The sequence below is a fragment of the Mesorhizobium sp. C277A genome, from assembly GCF_040324395.1.
Classification (GTDB): Bacteria; Pseudomonadota; Alphaproteobacteria; order Rhizobiales; family Rhizobiaceae; genus Mesorhizobium.
Genome location: NZ_JAMYVW010000002.1, coordinates 3,215,530 through 3,231,262, shown reverse-complemented (window position 1 = coordinate 3,231,262; position 15,733 = coordinate 3,215,530). Strand labels below are relative to the sequence as shown.

13 protein-coding genes and 1 pseudogene are annotated in these 15,733 nt (G+C 59.4%); 8 read left to right on the top strand and 6 right to left on the bottom strand.

What is annotated here, in order from left to right:
- The first annotated feature begins 45 nt into the window (after nucleotides 1-45).
- The 3 genes from NKK52_RS15970 to NKK52_RS15960 all read left to right on the top strand — a co-directional run bounded on the left by NKK52_RS15970 (nucleotide 46) and on the right by NKK52_RS15960 (nucleotide 4,373).
- Nucleotides 46-960 carry a class I SAM-dependent methyltransferase gene (locus NKK52_RS15970; protein ID WP_023727376.1) on the top strand — a complete coding sequence of 305 codons (915 nt, stop codon included), beginning with the start codon at nucleotides 46-48 and terminating at the stop codon, nucleotides 958-960.
- 336 nt (nucleotides 961-1,296) lie between these two features.
- The gene (locus tag NKK52_RS15965; RefSeq protein ID WP_023681048.1) at nucleotides 1,297-3,009 is read left to right on the top strand and encodes a type I secretion system permease/ATPase; all 1,713 of its coding nucleotides are present in this window, start codon (nucleotides 1,297-1,299) and stop codon (nucleotides 3,007-3,009) included.
- A 26-nt stretch (nucleotides 3,010-3,035) separates the two neighbouring features.
- Entirely contained in the window at nucleotides 3,036-4,373 is a 1,338-nt protein-coding gene (locus NKK52_RS15960) for an HlyD family type I secretion periplasmic adaptor subunit (protein WP_023670911.1), read from the top strand.
- A 289-nt stretch (nucleotides 4,374-4,662) separates the two neighbouring features.
- On the opposite strand, the gene NKK52_RS15955 is transcribed toward NKK52_RS15960, so the two are convergent.
- Nucleotides 4,663-6,093 (bottom strand): coiled-coil domain-containing protein, encoded by a 1,431-nt coding sequence (locus NKK52_RS15955; RefSeq protein WP_023681049.1) that lies wholly within the window; start codon nucleotides 6,091-6,093, stop codon nucleotides 4,663-4,665.
- 481 nt (nucleotides 6,094-6,574) lie between these two features.
- On the opposite strand from NKK52_RS15955, the gene NKK52_RS15950 reads away from it, so the two are divergent.
- On the top strand, nucleotides 6,575-7,075 hold the full coding sequence (locus NKK52_RS15950; RefSeq protein ID WP_084627197.1) for a pyridoxal phosphate-dependent aminotransferase: 501 nt from the start codon (nucleotides 6,575-6,577) through the stop codon (nucleotides 7,073-7,075).
- A gap of 1,105 nt (nucleotides 7,076-8,180) precedes the next feature.
- Here the strand turns inward: NKK52_RS15950 and NKK52_RS15945 are convergent.
- Nucleotides 8,181-8,720: a response regulator gene (locus NKK52_RS15945; protein ID WP_245263022.1), complete on the bottom strand. Its 540-nt coding sequence runs from the start codon at nucleotides 8,718-8,720 to the stop codon at nucleotides 8,181-8,183.
- 151 nt (nucleotides 8,721-8,871) lie between these two features.
- On the opposite strand from NKK52_RS15945, the gene NKK52_RS15940 reads away from it, so the two are divergent.
- From NKK52_RS15940 to NKK52_RS15930, 3 genes are all read left to right on the top strand, one after another.
- Nucleotides 8,872-9,168: an ATP-dependent DNA ligase gene (locus NKK52_RS15940; protein WP_023681052.1), complete on the top strand. Its 297-nt coding sequence runs from the start codon at nucleotides 8,872-8,874 to the stop codon at nucleotides 9,166-9,168.
- A 309-nt stretch (nucleotides 9,169-9,477) separates the two neighbouring features.
- Nucleotides 9,478-9,723 (top strand): hypothetical protein, encoded by a 246-nt coding sequence (locus NKK52_RS15935; protein WP_023714697.1) that lies wholly within the window; start codon nucleotides 9,478-9,480, stop codon nucleotides 9,721-9,723.
- Between the two features lie 1,150 nt (nucleotides 9,724-10,873).
- The gene (locus NKK52_RS15930) at nucleotides 10,874-11,065 is read left to right on the top strand and encodes a hypothetical protein (protein ID WP_023670919.1); all 192 of its coding nucleotides are present in this window, start codon (nucleotides 10,874-10,876) and stop codon (nucleotides 11,063-11,065) included.
- On the opposite strand, the pseudogene NKK52_RS15925 reads toward NKK52_RS15930, so the two are convergent.
- Nucleotides 10,993-11,327 (bottom strand): annotated as a pseudogene (locus tag NKK52_RS15925) (sunset domain-containing protein). The gene NKK52_RS15930 and the pseudogene NKK52_RS15925 sit on opposite strands and share 73 nt — an antisense overlap.
- Nucleotides 11,328-12,125: 798 nt before the next feature.
- Between NKK52_RS15925 and NKK52_RS15920 the strand changes: the two are divergent.
- On the top strand, nucleotides 12,126-12,536 hold the full coding sequence (locus NKK52_RS15920) for an acetate/propionate family kinase (protein WP_023681059.1): 411 nt from the start codon (nucleotides 12,126-12,128) through the stop codon (nucleotides 12,534-12,536).
- A gap of 317 nt (nucleotides 12,537-12,853) precedes the next feature.
- Here NKK52_RS15920 and NKK52_RS15915 read toward each other — a convergent pair whose 3' ends face one another.
- From NKK52_RS15915 to NKK52_RS15905, 3 genes are all read right to left on the bottom strand, one after another.
- Complete coding sequence (locus NKK52_RS15915) at nucleotides 12,854-13,606, bottom strand: GGDEF domain-containing protein (protein ID WP_023681060.1); 753 nt, start codon at nucleotides 13,604-13,606, stop codon at nucleotides 12,854-12,856.
- A gap of 165 nt (nucleotides 13,607-13,771) precedes the next feature.
- Nucleotides 13,772-14,479 (bottom strand): thermonuclease family protein, encoded by a 708-nt coding sequence (locus NKK52_RS15910; RefSeq protein ID WP_245263023.1) that lies wholly within the window; start codon nucleotides 14,477-14,479, stop codon nucleotides 13,772-13,774.
- A 13-nt stretch (nucleotides 14,480-14,492) separates the two neighbouring features.
- A complete protein-coding gene (locus NKK52_RS15905; protein WP_023681062.1) occupies nucleotides 14,493-15,692 on the bottom strand; it encodes an ABC transporter substrate-binding protein in 1,200 nt (399 codons plus the stop codon).
- Between the last annotated feature and the right edge of the window lie 41 nt (nucleotides 15,693-15,733).

Sequence of the window (15,733 nt, the reverse complement as noted above, 5' to 3'; positions counted from 1 at the left end):
TACTGTTCTATCGGGGGGGCGAACCCAACTGAACGGAGATCCAAGGTGAGGCGCATTTTCAACCAGGGAGCGACCCTGACACCCTCAACGAACGCGGATCAGATGACGCAGTCTGCAAGTTATGCTTCCCATATGCCGTCAGCGCGAATTGTGCGGTCCAGGTCGCGCGCCGGTGAGTCCGGAAATTGGCAGGAATTTACGTCCAGCAAGGAGAGCAATGCGCAGGGCGGCTGGGTGTCGGACGGCTATAGGACCAGCCATTGCGCGCCCGGCTACGGCCTACATTACAACAAAACGCACAGTTCCGGCTATTATGGCGCGCTTTGGGAGAACATCGAAAAGCCCCTGATCCTCAACGTTCTTCGCCCCTTGAGCGGAGCGAGCCGAAACTGCCTCGATTTCGCATGCGGAACAGGTCGCATCGCCGAGGTAGCCGCCGGCCTCTTCAGCGAGGTGGTTGGCGCCGACGTTTCCAGAACTATGCTCGACAGCGCTCAAGTACCGCCCAATGTGAGTTTGCGTCACGTCGACCTGACAAGGGAGAATTTGGGTATGACGTTCGATGTGGTAACCGCATTTCGTTTTTTCCTGAACGCAGAGGATGAACTGAAATGGCATGCACTGAAAGCGATCAATGAGCACCTGAAAGATGGCGGGCGGCTTGTGTGCAACGTTCACATGAATGCGACGTCGCCCGTCGGCCTGGCGTGCCGGCTGCTCAATCGAGTGTCTGGACGCACAATTCGCCACACGCTGAGCGCGGCGAGGTTCAAGGCCCTCCTGACTGCCTCGGGATTCACCGTCGAGCAGACGATACCGTACGGTTACCTGCCTCGGCCGGGAAACCTGTTGCCAGGGTTCTGTGAAATGATGATGCAGCCTGTCGAGAAGGCCTGCAGAAGGCTTTGCGTTCCTGGCCAGCTGGCGCAACACTTCCTGGTTGTTGCGAGGAAGCGCTAAAGCGCGAAAATGTCCCGAAAAAAGGGCAGGGGGTGGTTTTCTTGGGCCGCTCCGCCCGGCATGAAGCCCCGCCCAAATACCATGGAACGGCAGTTTTCCCCCGATTTGACATGTGGGTTCCGGGTTTCTGAGGGCAGCGCCACGATTTTGCTACATTTTGACTAAAGTCCAAGCATGTTAGTGGGGCGTAATATTAGAAGGCTAAGGGGATACGCTCCTGAACAGCAAGAGATTGTCGGTGCCCAGTGGGGCCAGTGAGCTTGCGCAACGATCTCTCACGGGAGGTCGAAGCCTATGAACCCTGGTGGAAGGAGTTCGTCGGATCTGCGAGGCGCAATGCTTGGGACCGTGCCTGGCCTGGTAGGCGTCGGCGTCTTCTCGGCAGTCATAAACCTTCTCGCCCTGACCGGCTCGGTCTATATGCTGCAAATTTACGATCGCGTTTTACCTTCGCAGAGCGTTCCGACGCTTGTCGGGTTCACGATCGGAATGCTGGGTCTTTACGCGGTCTACGGGCTGCTGGATTTCGTGCGCCTGCGCCTGCTGGTTCGAGTGGGCAATCGTGTCCATAGGAATTTGAAGCAGAGGGTGTTCGGCCTCTCGCTGTCCTTGCCGCTCATTGGCGGGCAGGATGCGAACCGGATACAGCCCCTCCGTGATCTCGATCAGTTACGCGGGTTCCTTTCCGGAATGGGGCCGACTGTTATATTCGACGCTCCGTGGATTCCATTTTACCTGCTGATCATCTATTTCCTGCATCCTGCGCTCGGTCTGTTGTCCACAAGCGGTGCGATCATTGTCGTGCTGCTCACGGTCATGGCGGAAGTTCTTGGCCGCACATCGGTGACACGCGCGTCCGAGACGCTGGTGTCGCAACGCAATCTCGCCGAATCCGGACGCCGCAACGCGGAAGTCGTACGCGCGATGGGCCTTTCCGCACGGCTTGCCCACCGCTGGGGCGAGATCAATAACGCATATCTGCGGCACCAAGAGAGGCTTTCCGACGTCGTCGGCGCCACCGGGGCACTCTCTAGGGCACTGCGTTTGGCCTTGCAGTCCTGCGTTCTTGGACTGGGTGCCTACCTGGTGATAGGAGGCGAAGCCTCGCCAGGCGTGATCATCGCATCCTCCATCTTGCTGGGCCGCTCATTGGCTCCTGTTGACGCCGCTATCGCGAACTGGCGAGGCTTCGCCGCGTTCCGGCAAAGCTATTCGCAACTGGCAACGGCCCTGGCCGCTTTTCCTGACCGGGACGAACATATGGAACTTCCGCGCCCCCAAGCGGAGCTTGCGGTCGAGGACCTGACTATAGCGCCACCGGGCCAGCAAAAACCGACGGTAGCCAATGTCAGCTTCCGCCTGGCTGCAGGGACGGGAATGGCCGTTGTCGGCCCGAGCGGTTCTGGCAAAAGCACGCTTGTGCGCGCGCTGGTGGGCGTCTGGCAGCCACTTCGCGGCACGGTGAGGCTGGACGACGCCTCGCTTGACCAATGGGACCAAGAACACCTTGGCGCACATATTGGCTACCTGCCCCAGGACGTCGAACTGTTTGATGGAACGGTTGCCGACAACATTTCGCGATTTGGCGGGAAGGGCGACGCCAAGGGCGTGCTTGCAGCTGCCAAGGCAGCGGGCGTCGACAAAATGATCCTGCGATTGCCGAACGGTTTTCAAACACGCATGGGCGAGGGAGGAACAGCCTTGTCGGCTGGACAGCGGCAACTCGTAGGGCTTGCAAGGGCACTTTACGGCGATCCGTTTCTTGTCGTTCTGGACGAGCCGAATTCAAATCTGGACGTCGATGGCGATACCGCCTTGGCCGGTGCGATCCTGGCAGTGCGCAGACGTGGAGGCATCGTCATCGTAGTTGCGCACCGTCCTTCTGCCCTTACCAATATCGACAGGGTACTCGTAATGTCCAATGGGATGCTTCACGCCTTCGGCTCACGCGAGGAGGTCCTGGCCAACGTCATCCGCCCCTTTGCTGCGCCTGTTGAACGCCCGGCAGCGGCCGTCGCGATGCACAAAGGGGTGAGCGGTCATGCATGAGGGATATTTTTTTGTCTGAGGCGACGATGGCTCCATCGGCCCCGATCGGCAATGGGAGCCGGCGCAACGCGATTTCGGGCACGCGCGATGGAATCGGGGCCAACCTGATCCTGGGTGCGGCGGTCACGGTTATGTTGCTTGCCGGCGGCGGGCTCTGGCTCGGTCTGACCAAGATTGCTGGCGCGGTAATTGCGCCGGCGACCGTGGTGGTCGAGAGCAACATAAAGAAGGTGCAGCATCTGACGGGCGGCACGATAGGTGGCATCTTCGCGCAAGACGGGGATCATGTACGGGCCGGCGATGTGATGGCACGGTTGGACGACACACTGACACGGGCCAATCTGCAGATAATTAGCAAGGATCTTGATCGGGCAACGGTTCGGCTTGTGCGGCTGGAGGCAGAGCGGCAAGGCCTGTCGGAGATGCAGCTTCCGTTCAGCCTTCAAGCGCGAATGGGCGAGCCGGAACTGGCTGCCTTGGTGAACGGTGAGCGCACGCTGTTCGAAAGCCGCGCTACGGCCCTCAACGGGCAGAAGGCACAGTTGCAAAGCCGCTCAAAGCAACTCGAACGCCAAGTTGAGGGCCTCAAGGCGCAACAGACCGCGGAAGAACAATCCGTGGTCCTGCTGGATGGCGATCTTGTCGATGTACAGGCGCTTTTTACAAAGAAGCTGGTGTCCAAAGAGCGACTTAGCAACATCAGACTGGATGCCACCCGGGCGCACGGAGAATCAGGGCGCCTCGCGGCGGCGGTTGCCGAGGCGCAGGCCAGGATCAGCGAGACCGAACTGCAGATACTTCAGCTCGATGAACAAAGGCGTAGTGACGTAACGAGCGAACTTCGTGAAACGGAAGCCAAGCAGACCGAACTCAGCGAGCGCAAGGTTGTGGCACAGGACGAACTGGCCAAAACCACCATCCGCGCTCCGCAATCGGGAACGGTACAGGAATCTTCCATTCACACGATCGGCGGCGTGGTTGCCGCGGGCGAAGTTCTGATGATGATCGTCCCTGACACCGGCAACCTTGTGGTCGACGCGCTGATTGCGCCGTCGCGCATAGATGACGTTCGTCCAGGTCAGCGGGTCTCGATCCGGTTTCCGGCTTTCGACGCCGGCACCACGCCTGCCTGCCAAGGGTCTGTCAAGCGCATCTCGGCGGACCTGATAAAAGATCAACAGCGCCAGCTTTCTTATTTCTCGGCGCGCATCAATGTCGAAGACAAGTCCACATGTCTGACCGATGCCAAAGTGCTCAAACCCGGTATGCCAGCGGAGGTTCACATAAGTACGGACGAACACAGCGTCTGGTCTTATCTGCTGAAGCCACTTACCGACCAGATGTCGAGGGCTTTCCGGCAATGACATGGCGGCTGTGGGCGGTCGACCGCGGGCACACTGCAGGCGTGCTTGCTGACATACTGGCTGGTAGGCGACGTGATGCCGGACAGGGGTGACGCCGGCGGACGACGCGCGAGCTCGTCTGGGACATTGTCCCGGCTACAAGGCCCCAACAGGATTTTCCTGGCCGCCTCACCAAGTCCTGCTCCGACAACAGCGTTAGCGTCCTGTCATCTTTTGCGCAACAAAGAGCGCATACCGTTCCACGATCATCGACAGGGGCAATTGCCTCACGAGGAGAGGTTCTTTGCCCCTACGACGCGGCGAGGGCCCTCCGGCGGACACGGCGTGCGGCATGCACCGTTCGGTCTGCAGTCACCGCTACATTTGCCACGTCAGATGTATGCGGCAAGGCGTTCGCGCTTCCATGCGACCTCTTGTAGGGCAGCAATTCCCTGACCCGAGCATTGACCGAGGCAATTTCGACCCGCAGGTCCTCGCATTCCTGCCGTCTCACATCGAGTTCAATCTGATCGGACGCCTGCTGCATGGACAGCTGTGCAAAATCTGCGGCGATCTTCGAAAGGTTCACCTTGTTGGTTTCGGCCTCCTCGGTGAGTGCGGCCAACCTTTCGTCGGTCACCTGTTTTTCGGCCAGGGCGTCGCTCCATTGTAGCTGGAGCCTGGCGATCTCGGCCGCGGCCTCGTTGTTTGCGTTTGAGGCGAGTTCGAAGCGCGATTGGAGACTTTGAATTTCTGAGCGCAATCCTCGGTTCTCAGCCTGGCAGCGTTTAAGCTCGCCATCCATGTCCGCCTGCATAATCCTGGCTGCTTCGGTCACCTCCCATAGCTTCGCCTGCGCAACCTCGAGTGAGGTGTGCAATTTGATTGCCTCTTTTTCGCTCTTGCCGAGCGCACTCAGCATTTCGGAATTTCGCGCAGCTTCGTTGGCATGGATCGTGGAGAAGGCATCCAGCCTATGCCGTGCCTCTTCCTCCCGCTTCATGGCCTTTTCCAGGTCAATAGACAGGCTCACATTCTTTTCACGCAGCTGTTTGTTCTCTCGGGAGCGCCTGTCGGCCTCGACATTTGCGGCGGCAAGCATGTTCGTGAGGTCGCCAAATTCCGCTTCGTTCTTTGTGGTGGTGTTCGCCGCTTCGACCAGCTCCAGCCTTGCCGCGGCCAACGCGCCACGGAGCACTTCGCACTCCTGAACAAGGCTTGCCTGGCGCTGCTGCAATGTCTCGACGGTGCCTTGACGCTCACAGTACCGTCTGTTCAGGTCATTGAGTGTTTCCGACAAGTTCCTTTGATCTGCGATCAGATTTTGATTCGCCAACTCCAGTTCGTTGGCACGGAGAATGTCCGCGTGAAGGATGTGAAAAAACTCGAACGTCAGTTGACATGTACTTGTAATTTCGGAGATTTTTGCGTTGATCTCCTCGAAATGGAGCTTGGCATCGTGGAACAAGCCGTTAAACGAGCTCACGGCAGCAATTCGGCTCTGCGTATGTGAGGTCATCCGATGCGCTGGTATCGGCGAGCTATCATCGTCGTCGCCGGCACCGTCCTCGCTTGGTACGCTGTCATCCTGTTCGTTGTTTTCGCCTGCCATGTTTGGCACGTCGGCGACATCCTCCAAATCGAGGCACTGGTCGACAGCGTTAGCCAAGTCAGCTTCGAGATCGTCGAACGACCTCTCCACATTGTCCTCGGCGCGTCTGATCAAATCCCTGAACTTCATGACTTCATCCCCTGCAGCCGCATGCCCGGAACCATTGAGGCACGAGGACTGAGATGCTTTTGTATCGAGAGCTCAACTCAGCGTCTTCGTTCAATCAAACGATGCCAGGGCGCCGGCGCCGCGAGGAGCCGAGAGCTGCGATCGGAAGGCCCTACATCGGTCTAGGTGCCTGCTGACTTATTCTTGAGGACTGCGCGGCTCCCCTTCTTGCCATCGTCTTGGCGTCAATGGTGTGTTGCCTGGGCACATTAACAACTCAGGTGCAGAAGCCCCGACGAACGGCCCGGCACAGCCTCTTGTGGGGCGCATCAGGCGGCCGGGCCTAACCGGCGGTTGAGTGTTTTGGTTTGCCGGCTGACTCACCATGCGACATTGGCGAGGCAAGCGCATCATTCGAACGAATTGGGACCGGCCGCCTGGCCGCTCAATCACACTAAGCTTCCGTTGCCGGAGCTGGCGACGAGGTGCTTTGCCTTGAGCCTTGGTATCTACATACGAAGCGGCAATACGCGCCGATGGAGCAGTGGTCCGATCCGTCAAACTATCGCTGCAAAATGCGCGGCGGAAGGCATCCGAGGATATTCTCCGTTCAGCGGTAGGAGATCGAACGCGGGCGATCTTGCTGAACTCCCCAAACAATCCCGGCGGATATGTGTTCGGCAAGGAGGATCTGGAAACCATTGCCACATTTGCCGAGCGGCACAATCTGTGGATCATCAGCGATGAGGTTTACCGCAGCACAGTGTTCGACGGCGAGTTCCTCTCAATAGCATTCAGTCCCGGAATGAGAGAGCGGACGATAATTGTGAACAGCCTGTCGAAGTCTCATGCAATGACCGGCTGGAGGCTAGGGTGGACGCTTGGGCCGGTCTCGGCATCAGTTCATCTGGAAAATCTTGCGCAATGCATGCTCTTCGGGTCGCCGACCTGTATTCAGGATGCCGCAGCGGTGACTCTCGATGAGGCGGTGACGCAGAGATGAGTTTCTTTTCGGACGCCCTTCTGCCGTTGATATTGACCATTGCTGTGCGGATGTTCGCCGGGATATGCGTGAACCTTATCGTCCGCTGCGGCGCTCAATTTGCTTGGGGTTCTTGGAACCGTTCCGAACTTTCTCCTTGCGCCTCCGATCGAGTTGCGCGTGCTCACGCGGGGCGCTGAGGTGTCTCGATCCGCAGTGGCGCGGCACTATGCGACGAAGCCTATCAGCTCAGTTGAAATTTGTCCCCAGCGGACGGGAACGACGCTTGGCCATGTTAGTTGATGTGAATGGAGCAGCTAAGAAAAGATCTGGCATTGCTTACGCGACCCGGCTTCTGGATAGCCTTCGGCATTTTGTTGCTGCTTTACGGGATTCAGGTCTTTTTTCTAATTCGGACATGCCAATGCCTTTAGCCTGGAACATCGATACCCTAGCTAGCTGAAACGCGGTCTGTCCATCTCCCGGCGGCTGCGCCGATAGCGTTGATCAACGACATATTCATTTATAAGCCTGCTACTGCCGGGGATGCCGAGGTTGGCAGCGCCTGCATCGTTGATTACGCACGTGGCGCTCCCCTCAAGGTAGGTGGTTACCATTCTCGCGCAGCCGGTGAGCATTGGAGCCCGCACTGTGTTGGACGTGCGCTCATGCGTCGGGAATTTCTTATAGACAGGGGAGAGTCTGTCAGGCTGGAAAATCACAAGCTATCCCGCGAATGAGGAAGCAAAAAAGGTGCAAGACCAGATCGATTTCTTCCAGGCAACTCGGTCCTCGCATCATCGCCGATCAGCGGCCGTACCGTCGAGAACCAAAATGCGTACGATCCCAGCCGGTCGGCTTCGACCAAAACATGCGGACTACCGGGCGGGGACAGTCGGTGCCGCGTCCCGTCCTGTGGCCGGCGCTATGCTGACGCTCCTACGGTATCCCGTTCACCGCCCGCGGCAGGAGGGCGAATTTCCTCCGTCCTGCGCGCGACAACCGTCCACTGTTGCGGCCGCACGCAGGACTGCGGCTTATACGCCGTTCTTCCTCTGAGCGGCGTCCAGTTCGCAGGGCCAATCACCATTGGTATGCAGACGAGCCTCTCGGCGTCTGACAGAGATCAATTGCGCTTTGCACCAGGGTTCCTGGATCGTAAGCTCCAAACACGCTGCAGTCGCCTGATATGGTCCACTACGTTGGCCGGCTCATACGGCTTCGCAAGGTGCGGGCCTTCCTGACAAAGGTCGCCCGCCGCGATCGCAGTTCGTTCTACTGCGGCAGAAAGCACTATTTTGACCTCGGGCTTGTTCTCGCGAACCCACTTCGACAATTGGAACCCGTTCATGTTGCCCGGCAGGTCAACGTCACACAAGACGGTGTCCACACCGAACTCCGCATAGTTCAACGCTTGTTGCGCCTCACGTGCGAAATGGGCCTCAATCACCCTGTAGCCACAGTGGCGGAGATAGTCCGCGATGACGCATCGGGCGATGACGTCGCCGTCAACCACGAGGATCGTTTGGCTCTGTTGGTTCGGGGCTTCCATTGACGGAGAACGGTCAGCAACCGGCAGGGTTCCACACATCATGACCTGCGCGGGGATGCCGACCGAAGATCGCGGCGAGATCCTGCACGAAATGATCCCTGCCGGCGGGCGCATTCAATCAGCGGAGCGATGCCGCACTGGTGACGCCGTTTGCCACCTGGTCGACGAGACGGGCTAGAAGGCATGGTCTCGAAGCTCAAGGGCAGTCATATCGCAGCGGCAAACGAGCGCTTGGCGCAAGATCAAGTGCTTTGAGGAAAAGGAAATGCAAATCATCGGTGCACAGCGCGAGCGCGGCAAAGCTACCCAGGTGATCATGGCTGAAAAGGGCCTCTACAAAGGCGGCGCACTCGTCAACTTCAATGCCGATGAGCGGCAAGCGCTTTGGGATCGCGTCCAGGGCAAGGTTGGCCGCCCGGTCCCGAAGGGGCATAAAAAGGACAAGGCCGAGTGGCTGAAGCCCGGACTGGTTGGCTGGGTCAAGACCCTCAAAGGCGAAGAGAAGCTGCGGCACGCAAGGCTGCTGGATTTCCGGGAGGATGATGCAAATGGCCATGCCTAAGAAAGATCAGGAACGCGCCACCTACGCTTGGATGTACGGCGCCCAAGCGCGCAAGGATGGCAAGGAGCGTGAGGTGCCAGCTTACTGGCAGGAACATGCTGCAGGGCTTTGACGGTGTGGCGATGGACGGTTTTGGCAAGACCAAGACCGTCAACGACGAGATGGAGGCCGAGGTCGACGAAGCCGCCGTCGAGCGCCCCGACAAATAGCCATTTGGCGTATGAATCTGTACGGTCGTTTTTGATTGAAGAAAGGGTTTCGGCGGGCCTATAAAGATTGCGTTTACCATTGCCTTTTTGGGAGGATGCGATGGTTGCAACGCCCATAGATATCGCTCAAGCGGCCACTGCGACTACGGCTACCTTGCTGAAGTGGCAGAAGTCCATGGAGGAACGCGCCACGTTTCGCCAGAACATGGATCAATCGCGCAGGGCGATCCAAGCCTCACGCGAACTGCTGAAGCGCCTTCGCCAACGTCATCGCGACGAGATGTCGGAAAGTTCGGAAAATGCCGACCCGTCTACTGCGCCGATATCGCAACGCGCCGGCAGTTAGCGGGAGGCGACCAGAGCCGATGTGATGGGGAAAGTTTCAGTGGGCTGTTCCTGGGGTCGGCAACGAAGTTTAAGCCTTGTCAACCAGCGACTTTTTTCGCCCGCGTGGAAGTGCCACATGTCTTTCGACAAGGCGCACGTGCTCGGCCTCGACAGTCACCAATGGCCGGAGGCTGACGGTTACCTTGTCCCCCGTCGATGCGTGTGACAGGGCCGATCAATTCCATATGCTGGCCAATTACAGCCTTCGAAGTCGAATCGACAACAGAATGCGGGAAGTCGTAGGAGGGGATCGTCACGCTTATGCGATCGGGCGTCACCCGGCCGCGCACAATCGCCGTGACTGCGACCTCGTCGCCAACTTTGATACTTCCCCGAGCCATGCCCAAGACTTTGGAGCAGCCGGCACCGGCGTCAAGATGAGGGGGAGCTAATAAAACCCCTCCGCGCCGCGATTGTGACGCGGGGCGATCCGATCGCCGCCAGCGACTTAGCAGACCAATTGATGACAGCGGCCGAGAAGCCTGGCATCCCTGCCGACCAAATCAACGGCGAAATCGAAAGCGTCTTCGAACTGCTCTTAGAGGTGATGCGGCGCGAGAGTTGCGCGAGGAGAACCAGCCCGGAGGCTTCTCCGGGGCTGTGCCGGTCCTGTCCCGTTCCAGCGGATGAACTGCGCCTGCTGGCAGGTGACCGTCTCAATCGACTTCAACAGGGGTCCATGGGCCTCAGGTAGAGCTTGGCAGCGCTCCCTGTGGTACGCCAGGAGCGGCCCGGCGATGCTCTTGTGCAGCGCTTCGGCTGCCGCCAGGAAGCGCTTCGATTTCAGCCCGGGAAAGCTGTTCGGAAGGTTTGTTCTGGCCATTGGCGCTCTCCATTGAGGGCGTCGCCGCAACGAGGACCATAATCCTACATGCCAGGCCGTCTGACAAGCGCCTCGCCGGCCTTACCCGAAGGAAGACGCAGGGCCACGGCGCCAAGCGGAGCCATCAGGAGCAACCCGCAAAGATGAGCAACGGCAGGCCCGGCGACCTCCTTTGGCACATGGGACAAACAAGAAGGGCGCCGAGCCTTACCGGCGCTGCTTTGTGAGGGAGACGACGCCGGATGATGAGAGTATGCGATCATGCTAATGTCTGCGAACCATGCGAATGAAGGAAAGCCGCGTGGCAGTGCCAATCAACGACGTTGAGACCAAGGTCGGCGGGTGCGATCAGGTTCGGACCATGATGACGGGCTGGCGGGCCTGCACATGGTGGTGGCTACCGCGCTACCGCCTTGCTTTGCGCCAGCCGGCGGCCCATGCCTCTGCCTCGCTGCACAGCCAGCGCTCGCTGTACTGAAACTGATCGTCGTCTTCCAGTAATGCTCCTGCCCTGGAACGTGATAAATCGCTCATCGGTACTGGTGGAAATGTTGCCCTTGATATCGCAGCTCCCCGCGCCGGCCGTGCGGGTGCCACTCAGCCAGCCAGCTGGGATGAGCCGGTCAGGGAACCATCACCAGCGCCGGCAGACATTGCCGTCGCCACATCCACCGCCCCTTTGCGTTCTTGCGCCAGCGGTCGGCCTGATCCGCACCTTGATGACGCTGGACTTTGCCCACGCCCTCTCCCCCGAGTGCAGAATGCTTCCAAAGCGGTAGCGAGTCCAGACCGGAACATTAGCGCCGACTAACGGTTATTTCGGCAGTGTTCCGAACCGTGATTGGTAGAGCGTTGGTGGCGTTTCATCTTGTCTATTTTTCCGGCCTGACGGCAGACCAGCTGCTAGGCAGCGCCGTTTCTATGATAGTGTGTTTGCTGCTTTATCACGCTCTAGCTACGGACCCTTAACTGATGGTCCACTTCCCGGCTACCCGGCAATCGAAGGTCGCGCGACGTTCCCGACTTTTTCAGCATGATGAGAAGCGCCTCTAGGATTTGTTGTGCGCCCGTAGCCAGTGCCCATGCATTCGCGACGATCTCTTGCTCACGCTCTGTCATCCTGCCCTCCTAAAATATGTGGTTGGAGCGTGCTTTAGAAAGCTTCGCCCCAGCAGGGGCGTGCTTGACGATTTCGGCGAACAGAAAAAGTCGCCGGCTCCCGCCCGACCAGGCCGGGATGGTCGTTGGGAAATTTGTTGACGGCGCTCGTGTTCACCTCACGTCCAACGCGGTTGAACTGCAGCTGACCGTCGAAGTCGTGGCTGAGAATGTCTTGAGGCTGGTCCTTTGGTCCCCGGGTCCAGCCAGGCGTCATAGTATGCCTGGTAGAGAATGAGAGGCTGTTGATCATGTGATGATGGTGCAGCTGGTTATGTCGAGATTGGAATTGTAAGCCCAAAGCCCGGCGAACGAGAAAGGCGCGTGGGCTGGCTGGGGCAAAGCGCGCAGCTGAATGACCGGAAGCTGCAGACGGACGATTGGTCACCCTTCTCTACGAGCAATCCGGCCTGCTCGGAGTGTCAGGGATATCCGGTGATATGCGGACGCTAATCGACTCCGATGATCCTCTTGCCGCCGAAACAGTCGATCTCTTCGTCTATCGTATCGCACGCGAGATCGGGTCGCTGGCCGCTGCGATAGGCGGACTGGACACGCTGGTGTTCAAGGCAGGCCTAGGCCAAAACGCCCAATATATTCGAGAGAGGGCCGGGGCTGTGGCCGGCTGGCTTGCGGTTAATATCGACCACAAGCTGAATGGACGAGGCGACGAGGTCATCAGCCTTGCTGGTTCCGACGTCGACGTGCTTGTGATCCCCACGGATGAAGAGAGAGCCGTGGGGATCCAGCTGCTATCTGTGCGCCCTCAAGCTTTGTCGCTCGTGCCCTGAGCGCCGAACCTGATGCTACTCGCGCGGCGGGTGTCTCGACCTGTCAGGAGTTCGGCGGCAGCAGCATGGTCCGATAGCCGGCCATCAAGGCGATCAAGGTTGCTGCAACCAGCGGCAGCCAGAACTTGGTCGGTCCGGCAAATACTGCCAGCGATGCGCGGCGATGCCGTCAGCACCGTCAGGAACCAGACCTCCCACGGGTTGAAACCGCCCATGGGTCAATCGTCCGGTTTGGCAACAAGGGCCAAGATGATCGCTGCCGCAGCCGTTCGGCAAGACATTTGCGGCGGTGTTCCTCCGGCAACGACTTGTTTCAGCTAGTTGTGGAGGTGCGACAATTGAAATCCGGGCTGGCGTTCGACGCCGGATAACAGCGATTCCGCCGATCGGAACATGTCCTCGAATTCCAACTCGTTTTCAAACACCACGCCGCCGACGCTGATGGTCAGCGTGTCCGCGGTTCCTTTTGGCGCGAAATAGGCTTGGGCCACGCGCGCCCGGATACGGTCGCCGATCTCCCTGGCGTCGTCTTCTGTCGCACCGGGCAGAAAGACCCCGAACATGGAGGTTCCGATCCGGCCCACCAGATCTTCCTTGCGTACCGATGACTGGATGGTCGAGGCTATGAGCCGCAAGGCTTCGTCACCCCAGCCAAGGCCGAAGCGCAGATTGATGGACCTGATGTGTTCGGGATGAATGACCAGGAAGGCGCCAGATCTTGGACCAGACGATTCCGGCCTGGTTGCTCTCCTTTCGACCATCGACGTGAAGACTGTCCGGTTGAGGCAGCCTGTCAGGCTGTCAAAGGTCGCCGACTTGTTGAGTTCTCTTCGATAACGGACGAGCTCGGTCCGCTGCAGTCCAATGAACAGGAAAAGTGGGCCACCGACGATGACCGGCAACAGGATCGCTGTGACCATGCTGCGGCCGAAGGGCGCCAAGGCTTCCGAGAACAGAAGCAGATAATTTAGGCCAACCGAGAGGAGCAGAATGCCCGCCGATCCCAGGGCAGTCAGCCATGCGATATCTTTCCATTGCCGGGGCGAGCTATTCGCCATTGGTGTCATCATTAGCCAATCTCCCGCCTGATCGGCTGTCATAAGGCCAAGGTGCTGCACTTTCAGTTTCGAGGAAACATACAATTTTAGTAATGGCGCAATCACCTACCATCGGCCCGAAATCAGCCCTTCAAAAGCAAGGCTACGGCGGCAAAAGCAACGACACCGAATTATCGGCTATTGCGGCGGGCCGAATATCCCCATCTGCGCGTCTCTGGCCACTGCCTCCGCCTTGCCATAGATGCCACTCGCCAAGGCCGTCGCCCAGCCATTGGAAACAAGCCACGCGCCGACATCCTGCTTGCCCAAGCTGCACGGTGCCGCAATGGCAAAACGATCGATTTCCGGCGGCACGACGCATTTCAGCGCCCGGCCGCGCAGCCAGGAATTGAACGTCGCGCGCGCACGCTGGCCGCAAGGCCAGGCGATGCCACGAAAGGAACAGGTCTCATCCAGGTCAATGCCTTGGATCCCGCTGATGGCTACCTTGCGCCCCATCGATTCGAAGGTTGCCGACGAGGTGGCAACCGGTTGGTACAGCAGGACCTCTTTCCAATCCTTTGGCATCCGCATCCCTGCAGGCGAAGCCAGACCAAGGTCGCTGAGCGGCAGGCGCGGCTCGACCCGTTCGATTTGCGCCGGATCAAGCTGTGGCGGCGCGATAAGGTCCTGAGCAATCTTGCGTGCCCGTCCCCGCCATGGCGTATTGGCGGCGCTCGGAGGTGGTCGCATTGCCTGGCTATGATCGATGGATTGACGTGGCGCTGGCCGATTGTTCGGAAGCAGATCTGCGGCCCGGATGATCAACAAGACCCCGGCCAGGAGGAGCAGGCTTCCGAGCGCTATCAAGCGATTGTGCCTCAGCCAGCCCATCAACTCAAGCAAGGTTCCTTGCCCCTCAATACCCCGATGTCGATTTGGCGACCAGCTTGAGTGCACCTTTTTGAACCTGATAGAAGGGCATGGATCGCTCACTGGAGCCATCCGCCCGAAACCGGAACAGGCCGGTCGATCCGCGAAATCCGCTCCGATTTTCGAGCACCTGCTTGCTGAAGCCGTCAGGCCCGGCCGAACTTGCAATTCCTGCTGTCAGGGCGACCATATCATAGGCGTAGGCGACATTGGCGTCGGCTGGATAATTGTAGGTCGTCTTGAAGCGGTCGGCGATCGGGCCGGTTTCCGTTGGGTCGAGCGTGGCGATGTAGGAGCCTTCAAACAGCGGCTCCATCGGATGTTCCAGCCAGCGGTTGGTTCCAACGACGGCAATTGCTTTTCCAGGAATGCCTTTCGTTTTGAGCGCCGCAAGGATCGGCGCCGGATTGTCGTCGCCGCTGGCGATGATGATGGCATCGGGAGCCTCGACCAGCGAGCCCACATCATTGACCACTTTGGTGCCGCCATCGCCGGCCGGATACGGAACGGTGACGGCGAGCGTCGCGCCATAGATGCTGAGACTGTTGGCGACCCGCTTTTCAACCACGCTGGCATTCGCGCCCGCCGCAACGAGCAACACGAACTTCTTGCTGCCTTTGGCCGCCAGGCCGGCTGCGCCCGCGGCCGCGCTGTCGGCCTCGTTGAGGCGCACCGCATAGACGCCCGGGCCGCCGGCGAAATTGTCGGCCAACGCCAGCACCGGCGGTCGCTTCGATCCCGACAGCTTGGCTATGTGCTGCGCGGCCGCGAGTTCGACCGGGCCGATGACGATCGCGGTTCCAGTGGTGATCGCCTTCACAGCCAATTCGCTGGCGTGCGCGCTGTCGCCCTTGGTGTCCTCGACCGTAATCGTGAGCAGGACATTTCCAAGGTCGGCCATCGCCAGCTTGGTCGCATCGAGCATCTTCCGGCCGTTTTCGCCGGCGTTGCCCGGGGCCGACAAAGGCAGCAGCATCGTGACCTTCGTCGACCCGGTGCCGAGCGATCGCGTGGCTTGGGCCGGGCTGGCAGCGGTGCCGGCGGCCGGCGCTCCGGGTGCGGCGATCGCCGCCGGATCGAGCGCGTCCGAGACGCTGCCTTTCGACTGGCAGCCCGACACCATGCCCGCGAACGCAAAGACGATCGCCCACGTCCACAAACCGTGTCGCTGCCGGCCAGAATCCATGATGCCTCCCTCATATCCCGCCGGGTATTTGTCCCGGTCTC